Annotated in this window: 15 protein-coding genes; 10 read left to right on the top strand and 5 right to left on the bottom strand. The window is 67.9% G+C overall.

Features of this window, described 5'->3' with window-relative positions; all coding sequences use genetic code 11:
* Positions 1–55: 55 nt before the first annotated feature.
* A complete protein-coding gene (locus GNX95_RS36060; protein WP_163512287.1) occupies positions 56–730 on the top strand; it encodes a Crp/Fnr family transcriptional regulator in 675 nt (224 codons plus the stop codon).
* A 39-nt stretch (positions 731–769) separates the two neighbouring features.
* Here GNX95_RS36060 and GNX95_RS36065 read toward each other — a convergent pair whose 3' ends face one another.
* Positions 770–2,149, bottom strand: a complete 1,380-nt coding sequence (locus GNX95_RS36065; protein WP_163512288.1) for a serine/threonine-protein kinase — start codon at positions 2,147–2,149, stop codon at positions 770–772.
* Positions 2,146–2,835, bottom strand: a complete 690-nt coding sequence (locus GNX95_RS36070) for a TetR/AcrR family transcriptional regulator (protein ID WP_163512289.1) — start codon at positions 2,833–2,835, stop codon at positions 2,146–2,148. The genes GNX95_RS36065 and GNX95_RS36070 overlap by 4 nt, the downstream gene beginning before the upstream one ends.
* Positions 2,836–2,887: 52 nt before the next feature.
* Here GNX95_RS36070 and GNX95_RS36075 point away from each other — a divergent pair, with 52 nt between their 5' ends.
* From GNX95_RS36075 to GNX95_RS36110, 8 genes are all read left to right on the top strand, one after another.
* A complete protein-coding gene (locus GNX95_RS36075; RefSeq protein WP_163512290.1) occupies positions 2,888–4,420 on the top strand; it encodes a glycoside hydrolase family 3 protein in 1,533 nt (510 codons plus the stop codon).
* A complete protein-coding gene (locus tag GNX95_RS36080; protein ID WP_222854211.1) occupies positions 4,417–5,538 on the top strand; it encodes an exo-beta-N-acetylmuramidase NamZ family protein in 1,122 nt (373 codons plus the stop codon). Before GNX95_RS36075 ends, GNX95_RS36080 begins: the two co-directional genes overlap by 4 nt.
* Complete coding sequence (locus GNX95_RS36085) at positions 5,539–6,234, top strand: PIG-L deacetylase family protein (protein WP_163512292.1); 696 nt, start codon at positions 5,539–5,541, stop codon at positions 6,232–6,234.
* 155 nt (positions 6,235–6,389) lie between these two features.
* Entirely contained in the window at positions 6,390–7,313 is a 924-nt protein-coding gene (locus GNX95_RS36090; protein WP_222854212.1) for a GNAT family N-acetyltransferase, read from the top strand.
* Positions 7,314–7,322: 9 nt separating this feature from the next.
* Positions 7,323–8,957: an ABC transporter substrate-binding protein gene (locus tag GNX95_RS36095; RefSeq protein ID WP_163512294.1), complete on the top strand. Its 1,635-nt coding sequence runs from the start codon at positions 7,323–7,325 to the stop codon at positions 8,955–8,957.
* The gene (locus GNX95_RS36100) at positions 8,954–9,937 is read left to right on the top strand and encodes an ABC transporter permease (protein WP_163512295.1); all 984 of its coding nucleotides are present in this window, start codon (positions 8,954–8,956) and stop codon (positions 9,935–9,937) included. Before GNX95_RS36095 ends, GNX95_RS36100 begins: the two co-directional genes overlap by 4 nt.
* On the top strand, positions 9,934–11,625 hold the full coding sequence (locus GNX95_RS36105; protein ID WP_222854213.1) for a dipeptide/oligopeptide/nickel ABC transporter permease/ATP-binding protein: 1,692 nt from the start codon (positions 9,934–9,936) through the stop codon (positions 11,623–11,625). Before GNX95_RS36100 ends, GNX95_RS36105 begins: the two co-directional genes overlap by 4 nt.
* A complete protein-coding gene (locus tag GNX95_RS36110; protein ID WP_163512296.1) occupies positions 11,622–12,368 on the top strand; it encodes an ABC transporter ATP-binding protein in 747 nt (248 codons plus the stop codon). Before GNX95_RS36105 ends, GNX95_RS36110 begins: the two co-directional genes overlap by 4 nt.
* Here GNX95_RS36110 and dhaL read toward each other — a convergent pair.
* From dhaL to GNX95_RS36125, 3 genes are all read right to left on the bottom strand, one after another.
* A complete protein-coding gene (gene dhaL / locus GNX95_RS36115; RefSeq protein ID WP_163512297.1) occupies positions 12,357–12,974 on the bottom strand; it encodes a dihydroxyacetone kinase subunit DhaL in 618 nt (205 codons plus the stop codon). The genes GNX95_RS36110 and dhaL overlap by 12 nt on opposite strands.
* 177 nt (positions 12,975–13,151) lie before the next feature.
* Positions 13,152–13,961: an alpha/beta fold hydrolase gene (locus tag GNX95_RS36120; protein ID WP_163512298.1), complete on the bottom strand. Its 810-nt coding sequence runs from the start codon at positions 13,959–13,961 to the stop codon at positions 13,152–13,154.
* A 9-nt stretch (positions 13,962–13,970) separates the two neighbouring features.
* Positions 13,971–14,858 carry an AurF N-oxygenase family protein gene (locus GNX95_RS36125; protein ID WP_163512299.1) on the bottom strand — a complete coding sequence of 296 codons (888 nt, stop codon included), beginning with the start codon at positions 14,856–14,858 and terminating at the stop codon, positions 13,971–13,973.
* 122 nt (positions 14,859–14,980) lie between these two features.
* Between GNX95_RS36125 and GNX95_RS36130 the strand changes: the two genes are divergently transcribed.
* Complete coding sequence (locus GNX95_RS36130) at positions 14,981–15,298, top strand: DUF4873 domain-containing protein (protein ID WP_163512300.1); 318 nt, start codon at positions 14,981–14,983, stop codon at positions 15,296–15,298.
* Positions 15,299–15,301: the final 3 nt, after the last annotated feature.

Here is a 15,301-nt window from a genome sequence, read left to right on the forward strand (position 1 = left end):
CTAGACTCACGGCGCGGTCTCTCGATGATCGTTCACAGCACGCGGAGGTGCGGACATGGAGGAAGTGCTCGCGCGGGCGGGTCTGTTCCAGGGGGTTGACCCGGAAGCGGCCGAGGCGCTGGCAGCTCAGCTGGAGCATCTCGACGCGCCACGCGGCCAGGTCATCTTCTCCGAGGGGGACCCCGGCGACAGTCTCTACATCGTGGAGTCCGGCAAGGTCAAGGTCGGCCGCCGGGCCGCCGACGGCCGGGAGAACATGATCGCCGTGTTCGGTCCGAGCGACATGTTCGGCGAGCTGTCCCTGTTCGACCCGGGCCCGCGCACCGGTACGGCGGTCGCGGTGACCGACGCGCGCATCGCGCGGCTGCGCCAGCAGGCGTTGCGGCCGTGGATCACCAATCGGCCGGAGATCGCCGAGCAGCTGCTGCGCGTACTGGCCCGCCGGCTGCGGCGTACGAACGACGCGCTGGCCGACCTGATCTTCACCGACGTGCCCGGCCGGGTCGCCAAGAACCTGCTGCAGATGGCCGCGCGGTTCGGCTCGCGCGAAGGCAACACGCTGCGCGTCACGCACGACCTCACGCAGGAGGAGCTGGCGCAGCTGGTCGGCGCGTCCCGCGAGACTGTCAACAAGGCGCTCGCCGACTTCGCCTCCCGCGGCTGGCTGCGGCTGGAGGGCAAGAGCGTCGTGCTGCTCGACCACGAGCGGCTGGCCCGCCGCGCTCGCTAGCGGTCCAGTTCCGGGCAACCGGATGCGGAGGACGCCAGGTCAGTTGTTGACGATGAGTACGGCCGTGACGATCGCGCCGACGATGATGCCGGCGGCGACCACGATGCCGGCGGTGATCAGGATCAGCTGGCCGTTGCTGAACCTGTCCAGGAACGACTCGCTCTGCGCCGGCGGCGGCGGCGCCGGATGCGCGGTCACCGAGTACGGCTGGGACGGCGGGCCGACCGGAGGCGGCGGCGCCGGATAGCCGCCGGGCCGGCCACCGGCGGACACCGGCCGGTGCGGCGGACCAGGCGGCACCGGAGGAACGCGTGGCGGGCCTTGTGGCGGATACGGTCCCGGCGTACGGAACTGCGGCGGACGCACCTGCTGCGGCGGCTGTGGATAACCCGGCGCGCGTACCAGCGGACCAGGCACCGGAATGCGGCCGGTCGGAGCCGTCTGCGGCACCTGAACCGGCGAGGGCGAGGGTGACGGTGGCGCGCTCGGCGGTCCGCTCACCACCGCCGGACTCGCGACCGGCGACGGCGGATGCGCCGACGGCGGCGAGGTCTTGTGCAACGACGTCGTCGACCCCGGCGGCGGCAGCGACAGCGACTCCAGCGCATAGCGGAGCTCTTCGGCGCTCTCGTACCGGTCGTCGACGTGGCTGGCCATCGCGTGCCGCAGCACGTCCACGAACTCCACCGCGACACCGTCGATGTCGGGGATCGGCCGGTCCTGCAGCATCACGACGGTGGCCAACGACGGCGTTCCGGTGGCCGGCCACCGCGGCGGGCGGCCGGTCAGCAGCGCGTAAAGCGTCGCGCCGAGCGAGTAGACATCGGCGGCCGCGGTCGGATGCCGGTCGGCCTTGAAGACCTCCGGCGCCGAGTACGCCGGGGTCAGCGCGTCGAGTGCCAACGACGTGTAGCGCTGCGAGTGCAGCATCGACGCCAACCCGAAGTCGGCCAGTCCCGGCTCGCCGAACGCGCGGATCAGGATGTTGCCCGGTTTCACGTCGCGGTGCAGGATGCCGGCGCTGTGTGCGGCCGACAGGGCGCGCGCGATCTTGACACCGACATCACGTACGCGCCGCTCCTCCAGCGGCCCCTGGCGCTTCAGCAACGCGGCGAAGGAACCGCCGGTGCACAGCTCCATGACCAAGTACGGGTGGTGGTCGCCGGTCACGCCGGCGTCGTACACCGGCACGATGTGCGGATGCGCGGACAGCCGGCCGGCCGCCTGCGCCTCGCGGAGGAACCGCCGCCGGTCGCGCTCGTCGTCGACCGACCGCGTGTCGATCTTCAGCGCGACCTCACGGCCGATCGAGGTCTGGGTGGCGACGTAGACCGTCGCGTATCCCCCGCGGGCCAGCACCCGAAGGTTGCTGTAGCCGGGAACCGGCGAGATCGGGACCCGGCCGGTCGGTCCGGTCACTCCTGCAACCAGGGAAGCGGCTCGTCCGGATCAAGCTCGAGCCCGCGGTCGCGCAGGGCGCCGCCGATGCTGCGCAGGATGCTGCCGTTGATCAGGTCGGCGATGCCCTGCCGGTCCATCGTCCGGTGCTCCAGCCACCAGTTGCCGACCGACTCGACGAAGCCGACCACCCCGAAGGCCATCGCGTCGACCAGCTCGTCGTCGGTGCCTTCGTGCCGCAGGAAGCGGTGGAACATCGTCGCGATGTGGGTGGCGAGCGCACTCTTCATGTTGTCGACGACGTCCGCGCCGGTCCTGGTGAACGCCGCGTACTGCACGACGAAACGATACAGATGCGGGTGTTTTTCCAGGAACTGCAGGTAGGTGTCCACGGTCTGGCTGACCAGCTCGCGGGCCGACCCGACCTCGGACAACCGCGCGGTCAGCTGCTCGACCAGCATGCGTACGGCCCGCTCGGAGATCGCGCGGTGCAGGTCCTGCTTGTCCTTGAAGTGCCGATAGAGGATCGGCCGCGCCACTCCGGCGAGGTCGGCGATCTGCGCCGTCGACGCGTCCGGACCGAACTCCTCGACCGCTGAGGTCGCCACCTCGACGAACTCGGCGCGCCGCTGAGCCCGGTGGTTGTCCCAGCGGGACCGGCGACCATCCACCCGGCCACCGGTTTTGCGCTCGACCGTACCCGCCATCAACCCACCATAACGAAGGGGACAATGACTCCGCTTCGATAAGGTCCTATCAATGGATTCCATGACGGTGGCGCAGAAGGTCGGACAGCTTTTCGTGGCGCCAGTTGGCCGGCACTCGCCGACCGCGCTCCGGTTGCCGCCTGACCAGCGCAGCGGCGCGGTGCACGTCGACACGGTGGCCGCGACCTGCGAGTTGGTCGAGCGGTACGGCCTCGGCGGCGTCTGCTATTTCCCCTCGCGGGCCGGCGGCGACGACCTCGACACGGTCGCCGAGCTGACCCGCGCCGTCCAGCACGCCGCCGACGTGCCGCTCCTGGTCGCGACCGACCAGGAAGGCGGCACGGTCGCGCGGCTTCGCGTGCCGGAGCTGGCGGTGCCCGGTGCGATGGCGCTGGCCGCGACCGGTGACACCGGCGCGGCGCGAGAGGCGGCGCGGATCATCGCCTCGGCGCTGCGTTCCCTGGGAATCAACCAGAACTACGCGCCGGTCGCGGACGTCAACGTCGATCCGGCCAACCCGGTCATCGGCGTACGGTCCTTCGGCTCCGACCCGCAGGCGGTGGCCGCGTATGTGACCGCGCAGGTGCAGGGCTACCAGGAGTCCGGTGTCGCCGCGACGGTGAAGCATTTTCCCGGCCACGGCGACACTTCCGCGGACAGCCACGTCGGCCTGCCGGTCGTCTCGCACGACCACGACCGCTGGCGCGAGGTCGACGCACCGCCGTTCCGGGCCGCGATCGCCGCCGGCGTCGAGGCGGTGATGACCGCTCACCTGGCCATGCCGGCGCTGGACCCGTCCGGCGAACCGGCCACCATGTCACCGGCGATTCTCGGTGGCCTGCTGCGAAAAGAGCTCGGTTTCGACGGCATCGTCGTCACCGACGCGCTGGACATGGCCGGTGCTCGCGAGCGCCACGGCGACGCGGAGGCGGCCGTACGAGCGTTGCTCGCCGGCGCCGACCAGCTGCTGATGCCGGCCGATCTGGAGGTCGCCGTGGCGGCGGTCATCGAGGCGGTGGAGTCCGGCCGCGTGTCGATGGAACGGCTCGACGAGTCCGTACGGCGTGTGCTGACTCTCAAACGAAAACTCGGACTCTTCGACGGCCTGCATTACGAGGTCGACAGTCCGACGCATCCCGGCGGCGCGCTGCGACTCGCGCTCGCCGGTGTCACGACCGTCGGAGATTTCCAGCCACTCAACGGATCCGTCGCACTGGTCGGCTGTCTCGGCACCGGTGCCGACGCGTTGTCGGGCGCACTCGGCGCGACCAAGACGGTCGACACCGGCAGCGATCCAGACGCGGAAACCGTTACCGCCGCTGCGCAAGCCGCGAGCGGCTGCGACCGCGCCGTCGTCGTCACCCGGTCGGCGTGGCGGTGGCCGGGCCAGAAAGCGTTGCTGGACGCGATAAACGTGCCGTTCGTCGGCGTCGCCATCCGCGAGCCGTACGACGCCGGTCTCGCCTCGCGCGCGCGGAGCTGGGTCCTCAGCTATGGCGACGACGCGCTGGCGATCGAGGCACTGGGATGGGTCCTGACCGGCCACGCCACCGCCGGTGGCCGGCTGCCGGTCGACCTGCCGTGAGCGTACGGACCGGCATCGAGCGGCTGTGTGCTCAGCCGGACCTGCTGGCTGGTCCGGTCGGCCTGGTCACCAACCACACCGGCGTTTTGCCAGACCTGACACCAGGTGCGGTCGCCGCTTTGCGCGCAGGCGTACCACTGACCGCGCTTTTCGGTCCGGAGCATGGCATCGGTGGCACCGCGCAAGCCGGAGACAGCGAGGACGCCGACCGCGATCCGGTCACCGGACTGCCGGTTTTCGACACGTACAAACACAAAGGCGAGGCACTCGAGGCGATGCTGGCCGCGTCCGGCGTACGCACGCTGGCCGTCGACCTGCAGGACATCGGCGCACGGTTCTACACCTACGTGTGGACGCTGCACGACCTTATGGCCGCCGCCGCTCGCGTCGGGATCGCTGTCGCCGTGCTCGATCGCCCCAATCCGATCGGCGGATTGCTTGCCGAGGGACCGTTTCTCCAGCCGGGTTGGGAGAGTTTCGTCGGCCGTACGGCGATCCCGATCCGGCACGGACTCACCTATGGCGAACTGGCACGGACGTTCCCGATCCCGGACGTGGATCTCACCGTCGTCGAGATGACCGGCTGGCGCCGCGGCACTGTCCACAGTGGACAGCCGTGGGTCTTTCCGTCGCCGAACATGCCGACGCCGGACACGGCGCTGGTCTATCCGGGGACCGGCCTGTTCGAAGGCACCAACCTGTCCGAGGGACGCGGCACCACGCGGCCGTTCGAGATCGTCGGCGCTCCGTACGTCGACGCCGGTCTGGCGCCGGCGCTCAACGCCCTGGAGTTGCCGGGCGTACGGTTTCGTGCCCTGTCGTTTGTCCCAACATTCGGGAAACACGCCGGAGAGGCGATTTCCGGCGTACAACTGCACGTCACCGACCGGCAGGCGTTCCGGCCGGTGCGTACGGCGGTCGCGATGATCGCCGAGATCCGCGAGCGCTATCCGGACGACTTCGGCTGGCGGCCGGCCGCATCCGGCCGCCGGCACATGATCGACCTGCTGTGGGGAAGTCCTATCCTGCGTGAGTCGGCGGCATCGGTCGACGAGCTGGTCGGGACGGTCGACTCGCCGCGATGGGCCGAGTCGTTTCTGCTGTATCCGGAGGAATAGTTGAGCCGCACGGTGCTCGCGGTCGGCGCGCATATCGGCGACATGGATCTGGCGGCCGGGCCGATGCTCGCGCAGCACGTGCTCGACGGTGGTCGTGCCGTGCTGCTCGCGCTGACGCCAGGCGAACGCGGACATCCGAAGATGTCGCCGGCCGACTACAAGATCCAGAAGATTTTCGAAGGCCGCCGGTTCGCGGCCGCGATTGGCGCCGACTTCCAGGTCTTCGACGACCAGTCGGACGGGTTTCTCGGTCTCGACGACGAGATCTGCCTGCGTGTCGCCGACGTGATCAGGGACGTGCGCGCCGACGTGGTGATCGCGCACTGGCCGCGCTCGATCCATTCCGACCACGAGAACGCGTCGCGGATCGCCGAGCGGGCTCGCTTTCTGGCCGGCCTGCCCGGCGTCGAACGCGAGCAGCCGCGGCATCCGGTCGGATCGCTGCTCTACGCGGAAAACTGGGAGGACGCGGAGGGGTTCGCACCGACCGAATACCGGCTGGTGAGCCCGGAGGCCAAGCAGAGGTGGGCCGCCGCCATGGAGGGTCAGGCATTCGCGCGCGGTGAGACGTACGGCTTTCGTTACAACGATTACTATGCCGCTCAGCTGCGAATGCGCGGCTGCCTGGCCGGCACGGATTTCGCCTGTGCGGTGGCATCCGCGGACGGTCACCGACGGCTGGTCGAGAAGTTCTGAGATTTACGAACCATGTTCGGCGACGACTTACGCACCTCTTTACGTAAATCGTTGACATCAGTAATGACGCATCCGTAATCTCGCCACACGGACATCCGACGTCCGGAAGGCGGAGAATGGCGGAAATCTGTTACCGGTCGTTTCGATCGTCCGATGTGGACACCATCGTGGCGGCCTGGAACGAGAGTCTCCGGCCGGATCCGGTCGACCGCGAGTGGTTCGTCGAGTACGTGCTGCTGGACGAAAACTTCGATCCGGCCGGCCTGTGCGTGGCCGAGGCGGACGGCGAGCTCCTCGGCTGCGCCTACGCCGTACGGCGGCTGACGCCGGCCAGCGGCACCGATCTGCAGCCAGAGCTGGGCTGGATCCCGTTCGTTTTCGTTGTGCCACAGGCGCAACGCAGTGGTGTCGGCCGCGCACTGCTGCGGAAGGCCCTCGACTTCCTGCACGCGGCTGGCCGGACGACCGTCGACTTCGGTTGCTACACACCAAACTACTTCGTGCCGGGCCTGGACGCCGAGGCGTATCCGGCCGGCCTCGCATTCCTGCGGGCGGCTGGTTTCGCCGTACGCGGCGCACCGGTCGCGATGGACCGGTCACTGGTCGGCTATGTCATGCCGGACGAGGTCGCCGATCTGCGGCGTATCCGCACGGCCGAGGGTTTTCGCTTTGGTCATCCGGAAGCCGGCGACATCCCCGACCTGCTGGCCTTTGCCGGTCGGGGTTTCGCACCTGACTGGGCCGAAGCGATCCGTGCGTCGCTGCTGCGCGGCGACCTCGGCTTTGGTCTGCGGCGCATTCACCTCGCCTGGCGGCGGGAGGAGATCGTCGGTTTCGCGATGCACGCGGCCTATCGCGGGATCCCGGACCGGTTCGGACCGTTCGGCGTCGCCGGCGACCTGCGCGGCACCGGACTGGGGAAGATCCTGCTGCACCAGACGCTGACCGCGATGCGCGCAGAAGGCCTGCACTCGGCCTGGTTTCTGTGGACCGGCGAGGAAAGCCCGGCCGGGCGGCTCTACAAACAGGCCGGTTTCGCGGTCACCAGGCGGTTCCAGCTCATGCGCCACGTGTTGTAAGGAGAGTCCATGCGATCGAAGGCAGCCGCCGTCTGCGCCGCGGTCATCGCCGCGACTTCGTTGACCGCGTGCGGTGGCGGGCAGGGGTCCGGCACGAAGGACACGCTGGTGGTGATGGCCGACTCGGCGGCCAGCTACCAGCGGCTGTTCAACCCGTTTTCCACCTCTGTCAACAAAGGCGCGCAAGGCCTGATCTACGAGCCGTTGATCGCGTACACGCCGATGCGACCGGGCCAGGGCATTCCGTGGCTGGCCACCTCGCAGCAATGGTCGGACGGCGGCCGCGAACTGACCCTCGGCATCCGCGAGGGCGTGCGGTGGTCGGACGGAAAACCGTTCTCCAGCAAGGATGTCGCCTTCACCTTCGATATGCTGCGGAAAAACCCGGCGCTGAACATCTCCAACATCGCCACCACCTCGGCGACAGCGCCGGATCCGAAGACGGTGGTGCTGAGCTTTCCGCAGCCGGCGTACGCGCAGGCGGTCAAGATCGGCGGCATCACGCCGGTGCCGGAGCATGTCTATGCCGGCAAGAACCCGCTGACCTTCGCCGATCCCAACCCGGTCGGCACCGGACCGTACACATTGGACACTTTCTCGACCCAGGTCTACACCTTCAAGGCCAACCCGAAATACTGGCAGAAGGACAAGATCAAGGTCCAGCGCATCCAGTATCCGGCGGTGTCCGCGAACAGCTTCACCAGCCTGCTCGGCCAGGGTCGGCTGGACTGGGCCGGCGGCTTCGTCGCGCACGTCGACCGGATCTTCGTCGACAAGGACAAGGTGCACAACAAGTACTGGTATCCGGCCGACGGCCTGGTCAACCTGGTGTCCAACCTCAAGCGCGCACCGCTGGACAATCTGGCCGTACGCAGGGCGATCAGCGGCGCCATCGACCGCGCGGCGCTGTCCAAGGTGGCCGTGCTCGGCTATGAGCAGCCGGCCTCACCGACCGGCCTGGTCCGTCCAGCGTACGACTCCTTCCTTGACCCGCAATACAAAGACCTGCGGTTCAGCACCGACGCCGCGGCCGCCAACGCGGCCCTCGACCAGGCCGGTTTCCGGAAAGGCTCCGACGGCATCCGCATCGGCCCCGGCGGAAAACGGATGGCCTTCACAATCCTGGTGCCGAGCGGATTCAGCGACTGGGTCACCATGGCGCGGCTGATCCAGAGCCAGCTCAAGGCGATCGGCATCGAGATCGACCCGCAGGGCAAGTCGACGCAGGCGTGGAAAGCCGCGCTGAAGACCGGAAACTACGACATGGCGATCGCCGGCTCGGTCGGCGGCTCCACACCGTATGACCTGTATCGCGCGTTCCTGTCCAGCAAGCTCACCGCTCCGGTCGGCCAGCAGGCGCTGTCCAACTACTCGCGCTGGTCGGACCCGGCGACCGACAACTTCCTCGGCACTTTCGAGCGCACCGACGACAAAGCGCAGCTGAGGGCGGCCGTTTTCGGCCTGGAGAAGGTGATGGTCGAGCAGCTGCCGGTGATTCCGTTGCTTGGCAGCGCCAACTGGTCGCAGACCCGGACCACCAAGTTCACCGGCTGGCCGTCGGCGCAGGATCCGTACGCGTTGCCGGCGCCGTACCAGTATCCGGACAACCTGCTCGTCCTCACCCATCTGAAGCCGGCCGGATGAGGTTCGTCGCGCGGCGGCTCGGGCTCTATCTGGTGATCGCCTGGGCCGCCATCACGATCAACTTCCTGATTCCCCGGCTGATGCCCGGCGATCCGGTCGATCTGCTGGTCGACCGGCTCAAAGGCAACGTGGACCCGGCCGCCATCGCCTCGCTGCGCGAGGCCTTCGGCCTGAGCGATGCCGACCTTTTCACGCAATACGTCGACTATCTCGGCCACCTGTTCCGCGGCGACCTCGGCCGGTCGATCAGCTTCTATCCGACCGCGGTCTCCGACGTCATCGCCACCACGCTGCCGTGGACGCTCGGCCTGATCGGCGTCTGCACGGTCATCAGCTTCGTCCTGGGCACCTCCGCCGGCATCGTCGCCGCATGGCGGCGCGGCGGCTGGACCGACCTGCTCGTGCCGTCGACGACTTTTCTCCACTCCATCCCGTATTTCTGGATGGCGCTGCTGCTGGTTTTCGTTTTCGGTGTCCTGCTTGGCTGGCTGCCGATCAGCGGCGCGTACGACACCGAGCTCGCGCCGAGTCTCAGCGGTGAGTTTCTCGGAAACGTGGCCTATCACGCGCTGCTGCCGGCGATCACGATCGTCGTCAGCTCGATCGCCGGCTGGCTGCTCGGGATGCGTAACATGATGATCACCACGCTCGGCGAGGACTATGTGACATTGGCGCAGGCCAAGGGATTGTCGCGGCTGCGGGTGATGACGATGTACGCAGCGCGCAACGCGATCCTACCGAGCTTCACCGGTTTCGCGCTGTCACTGGGGTTCGTGGTCGGTGGCTCGATGCTGACCGAGGTCATCTTCTCGTATCCGGGTGTCGGCTACACGCTCTACCAGGCCGTCCAGAACGAGGACTTTCCGTTGATGCAGGGGCTGTTCCTGGTCATCTCGCTGTCCGTACTGGCCGCCAACCTGCTCGCCGACCTCGGCTACGTACTGCTCGACCCACGTATCCGGATCGGCGGCGCGACGTGAAGAAATTCCTTCCGCGATCGCGAAAAATCACTGTCGGCGCCGCGATCATGCTGTTTTTCGTCCTGCTGGCGGTCATCGGACCGTTGGTCGTCGGCATCGACCCGACCGCGACCGGCGCCGACTCGATGCAGCCTCCTTCGGCTGAGCACTGGCTGGGCACGACCCAGGCCGGGGAGGACGTGTTCGCTCAGCTTGTCTACGGCAGCCGCGTATCGCTGGCCGTCGGCCTGCTCGCGTCGGTCGTCGCGACCGTCGTGTCGGCGGTCGTCGGCCTGGTCGGCGGCTATCTGCGCGGAGTCGTCGACGAAGCACTTTCGTTGGTCACCAGCATTTTCCTGGTGATCCCGGCACTTCCGCTGCTGATCGTCATCGCCGGCTATCTGCCGGCGAAGGGCATCGAGTCGGTGGCGATCATCATCAGCGTCACGGCCTGGGCCTCCGGCGCCCGGTCGATCCGTGCACAGACACTGTCGATCCGCAACCGCGACTACATCACCGCCGCACGCGCCAGCGGTGAGACGCTGCCGCGGATCATCTTCTTCGAGGTGCTGCCAAACGAGATTCCGTTGCTGGCCAGCAGCTTTCTCTTCACCATCGTGGTCGGCATCCTCGCCGAGGCCGGACTTTCCTTTCTGGGGCTCGGCAGCCTGACCACGATCAGCTGGGGCTCGATGCTCTACTACGCGCAGCAGGCGCAGGCTCTGCTGGCCGGCGCGTGGTGGTGGTTCCTGCCGCCGGGCCTGTGCATCGCCTTGATCGGCACGGCTTTGGCGCTGGTCAACTTCGGCATCGACGAATACGCCAACCCGCGGCTGCGGACCGTACGCGCCAGCAAAACGGCACCGATCGACCCGCCGGACTCCGAGCCGGCGCCTGGTCCTGGCTTCGACGCGCCGCCGGTGCTGGATATCCGTAACCTGTCGGTGGACTACCTGACCGCCGACGGACCCGTACACGCCGTGAAAAACGTGAGCCTGACGCTGCACCGCGGCGAACTTCTCGGCCTGGCCGGCGAAAGCGGCAGCGGAAAGTCGACGCTGACCGGCGCGGTCGCCAGGCTGCTCGGCCGGTCGGCGCGCGTCACCGCCGGATCCGCGGTTTTCGCCGGTGGCTCGGACATTCTCACGATGGGTCCGGCGGAGTTGTCGCGTTTTCGCTGGAACGAGCTGTCGATCGTGTTGCAAAGCTCGATGAACGCACTCAATCCGGTGCTCAGCGTCGGCGCGCAGTTTGACGACGTGATCGCTCGCCATCGGCCGGAGATGCCAAAACCGAAGCGGCGCGCTCTGGCGGGGCAGCTGTTGGAAGACGTCGGGATCGACGCCGGCCGGCTGCGTAGTTATCCGCACGAGCTGTCCGGCGGCATGAAACAACGTGTCGGCATCGCGATGGCGTTGGCACTGGATCCAGCGATCGTCATCCTCGACGAGCCGACCACGGCGCTCGACGTGCTCGTACAGCGGCAGATCCTGGATTTGTTGCTGGACCTGCGAAAACGGCACGACTTCTCGGTCGTCTTCACGACCCACGACCTGTCGCTGCTGTTGGAGATCTGCGACACGATCGCCATCATGCGGCGAGGCGAACTGGTCGAGTACGCGACCGCCGACGACGTGCTGCACCGGCCGAAACACGAATACACCAGGAAACTGCTGGACTCCCTGCGCGCGCTCGGAGTCGCCGTATGACCGTACTCGAAGCGCGTGGCCTGGTCATGGACTTCGGCCGGTTCCGAGCCGTCGATGACGTAAGTTTCGCGTTGCAGCCTGGGAAAATGACCGCGTTGGTCGGTCAGAGCGGCAGCGGAAAGAGCACGGTCGCGCAGTTGCTGGCCGGTCTGCAGACTCCGACCGCCGGCGAGATCCTGCTGGACGGCACGCCCGCGCGCGTACGCCGGCGGCGCGACTTTCGGCGCTACACCGGCGATGTGCAGATGGTGCTGCAGGACCCGTTTGCCTCGTTGAACCCTGCGCACACAGTGCGCTATCACCTGACCCGCGCGTTGCGTAACCACGGATTCTCACCGGACGGTGAGGTCGAGCGGTTGCTGGAAACCGTACGCCTGGCGGCAAAACTCGCGAACCGATTTCCCCATGAACTCTCCGGCGGCGAGCGCCAACGCGTCTCACTGGCCCGCGCTCTGGCTGCGCGTCCGCGCGTTTTGCTTGCTGACGAACCGGTGTCGATGCTGGACGTGACGATCCGGCTCGGCGTACTGACGCTGATCGACCAGCTGCGCGAGGAAAACAACCTCGCGGTGCTCTACATCACCCACGACCTGGCGACCGCGCGACAGTTCACCAGCGAGCTGATGGTCATGCACAAAGGCAAAATCGTCGAACGCGGCGACAGCTCCTCGGTGATCGACAAGCCTCAGCACCCCTACACCCGCGACCTCCTCGCCGCCATCCCGCACCCCTCACGAAGGTGACTTTCGTGGTGGTTGGAGGGTGGTGGCCAGTGCGCGGAAGATCAGTGCGGTCGAGGTGGCGCCGGGGTCCTGGTGGCCGATGCTGCGCTCGCCGAGGTACGACGCGCGGCCTTTCCTTGCCTGCAGCGAGATCGTGGCTCGCGCGCCCTCTTCGGCCGCGTCGGCGGCTGCCGACCACGACCGCTCACGTTCGAAGGCGGCGACGGCCGGTGCGTACGCGTCGACGATCGTCTTGTCGCCTGGCGAAGCCTTGCCAAGCCGGGTGATCGCGGCCAGGCCAGCTTGGAGTGCGGCGAGCAGCTGCTGGTCGTCGGCGGACGGCTCCGGCAGCGCCGCGCCGATGGCGCGGAACGCACTGCCGTACAACGGTCCCGACGCGCCACCGACCTTGCTGATCAACGTACGGCCGATCGCACTGAACACCTCGCCGACGGCCTTTGGCTCCAGGTCGTCGAGCATCTCCAGCACGGCAGTGAATCCTCGCCGCAGGTTGGTGCCGTGGTCGGCGTCGCCGATCGCCGCGTCCAGCCGGGTCAGCTCGTCCGCTTGCTCGCCGACGCTCGCCGCGATGGCCCGGATCCACCCCTCCGCCGCGTTGACATCCACCTCGCCACTCTCGCACACGCGGCGATGTCCGATCGAGACTTTGTTGACCTTCTCCAACGTTGGAGAAGGTCAACAAAGCGGCATTCGGACACCGAATCGCGTGTCCGATTGTCACGTCCGACAGCATTTGTGCAGGTCAGGGCACCTCCGACGACGCAATCGGATTCCGATTGTTTTTTACGTACGCACGGCCAGGTCGGCGCGGCGGCAGGTGGCGAGGATGGTACGCGCGACCAGGCCGGGGTCGTCCTGCATCGGCACGTGACCGCAGCCGGGCAGCGGTACGTGTCGCGCGTCCGGCAGCGCGCGGGCGGCGACTTTTGCCTGTCGTGGCCACAGGATCCGGTCACGAGTCCCCCAGGCGACGGTCGTCGGTACGGTCGGCGGCGGCGCGGCGAAGCGATAGTTGCGGCCGGCCGAGGCGACCGCGTCGAAGGCCGGCGCGTGCGCCATCGACTCGAGGTCGCCGCGCATCTCTTCGATGTCCAAAGTGGACGGACGGCCGTACAGCAGGCTGGCGCCGGCCAGCCGCAGCCGCGGATTGCCGACCAGCATGTCCCGGCTGCGCGACGACATCGCCGAGCGACGCATGTTGGACAGCACACCGATGGCCCACACCCGACCGGCCGGGCCGAAGAAACCGGCCGGCGATAGCGCGGTCATCGACGCGGCACAACCGCGCGAGGCGACCTCGAGGCCAAGCGCGCCGCCGAGCGAGTTGCCGGCCAGATGCGGCTTCGACAAGCCAAGTTGGTCAGCGATCTCAAGAAAAGTGTCGACCGCCGCGAGCATGTTGTACGGCCGGTCCGGGTCCGGCGGCGCCGACTTTCCAAAGCCCGGCAGGTCGATCGCCCACACGTCGTGCTGCTCGGCCAGCAGGTCGAGCACGGGTTTCCAGGCCTGCCAACGATGTCCGATGCCGTGCAACAGCACCAAAGGCGTGCCGGTGCCGCGCCGCTCGTAGACCAGGTCCTCCACGCGATACATGGCGGCCTCCTAGCCGATCAGTCCGGAACGCCGCCACCACGGCCGTCCCGGCCCTTTCGTCAGACCGACCTCGTCGAGAAAGTCCACCAGCCGCTCACCCGACCAGCGCAGTGTCTCGCGGAAATGCGGATTGCGCCGAGCCTCGCGCGCGGCCTCGCGCGGATTCAGGCCGACAGCCGCATAACACTGCGGTCGTACGAGCGTGCCGGCGATGACCTTCGCCGCCGCACCGGTGATGAACTGGTGCCAGGCTCGTGCGATCGGCGACGCCGCGGCCATCTGCCGGACGATCTCCTCACGTGCGAAGGTGACGTGCCGAGCCTCCTCCAGCACGTGGATCCGGCTCACCATCCGCACCAGCGGCTGGACGTTCTCGTCCCTCATCCCCTCACGCTGATAGCGGTCGAGGATCTCCTCGGCGATCAGGATCGCCGCGTAATTGCTCGGTCCGAAGCCAAAAGTCTTGATGAACCGGCCGAGCTCGTGGGTCAGCCGCGGCGCGCGATAGGCCGGTACGCCGATCCGCTCGACCAGCCGGCCGAACATCACCGAGTGCCGGCACTCGTCGGCGATCTCGGTCAGGGCCCACTGCGGATGCCGGGTGGTGGGGTCGGAGCTGTACGTGTCGCGCAGCAGCATCTGCATCAGGATCATCTCGAACCAGATGCCGGCGGTCGCGATGCTGGCGACCTCCTGCTTGGACAGCTCGACGCGCTGCTCGTGGGTCATCTGCTCCCACAGCCTGGTGCCGTAGAGCGAGACGCGGTGCTCCGGCAGGTAGAACATGCCCTCGACCAGCGGCGCTTCCCAGTCGATGTCGACGTCCGGGTCGTAGGAGTTCTTGGCCGACGAGTTGAGCAGCCGTTCCGCAGTCTTCTCTCGAATCGCGGCGGTCATCGCGTACCCCTCCGGGTTCGTGCTTCCAAAAGTAAGCGCTACATCTGGTAGCATGTTCTGCGTCGTGGCCGGTTGTCAAGCCGCCGGCACGCCGAGACGACGCCTGCTCACCGGAGTGACAAATGACCGAGCACGAGCACGACGAAGAGGGCTACACCGGGCCCGCCACGCTCGTTTCCAGCGACGCCGAGCTGGCCGTCCAGGTCGAGCTGCGCGGCTACTTCCAGCCGATCGACGGCCGATATCACTGGTACGGCCGGGTCGCCGCGGACCCGGCGGTGACCGAGCTGGCCGGCAACGGACGCAAGCAGGTGGTGGTGCGTACGCCGGGCGGCGAGGCGGTCGGCACGCTGTCCGACGTGGACCCGTGGGGCCGCTTCCGCGTCACCGGCACGAGCCGCCCACCCTTCGCCGTCGAGACCGCACCGGCCGACGCATAACCT

Origin of the sequence: Fodinicola acaciae, assembly GCF_010993745.1 — a bacterium.
Classification (GTDB): Bacteria; Actinomycetota; Actinomycetes; order Mycobacteriales; family HKI-0501; genus Fodinicola; species Fodinicola acaciae.

Bases quoted from the DNA above. Each gene is read 5' to 3' on its own strand.
- GNX95_RS36060 (WP_163512287.1), top strand. From the start codon at position 56: ATGGAGGAAGTGCTCGCGCGGGCGGGTCTGTTCCAGGGGGTTGACCCG.
- GNX95_RS36070 (WP_163512289.1), bottom strand. From the start codon at position 2,835: ATGGCGGGTACGGTCGAGCGCAAAACCGGTGGCCGGGTGGATGGTCGC.
- GNX95_RS36075 (WP_163512290.1), top strand. From the start codon at position 2,888: ATGGATTCCATGACGGTGGCGCAGAAGGTCGGACAGCTTTTCGTGGCG.
- GNX95_RS36095 (WP_163512294.1), top strand. From the start codon at position 7,323: ATGCGATCGAAGGCAGCCGCCGTCTGCGCCGCGGTCATCGCCGCGACT.
- GNX95_RS36100 (WP_163512295.1), top strand. From the start codon at position 8,954: ATGAGGTTCGTCGCGCGGCGGCTCGGGCTCTATCTGGTGATCGCCTGG.
- GNX95_RS36110 (WP_163512296.1), top strand. From the start codon at position 11,622: ATGACCGTACTCGAAGCGCGTGGCCTGGTCATGGACTTCGGCCGGTTC.
- GNX95_RS36120 (WP_163512298.1), bottom strand. From the start codon at position 13,961: ATGTATCGCGTGGAGGACCTGGTCTACGAGCGGCGCGGCACCGGCACG.
- GNX95_RS36125 (WP_163512299.1), bottom strand. From the start codon at position 14,858: ATGACCGCCGCGATTCGAGAGAAGACTGCGGAACGGCTGCTCAACTCG.
- GNX95_RS36130 (WP_163512300.1), top strand. From the start codon at position 14,981: ATGACCGAGCACGAGCACGACGAAGAGGGCTACACCGGGCCCGCCACG.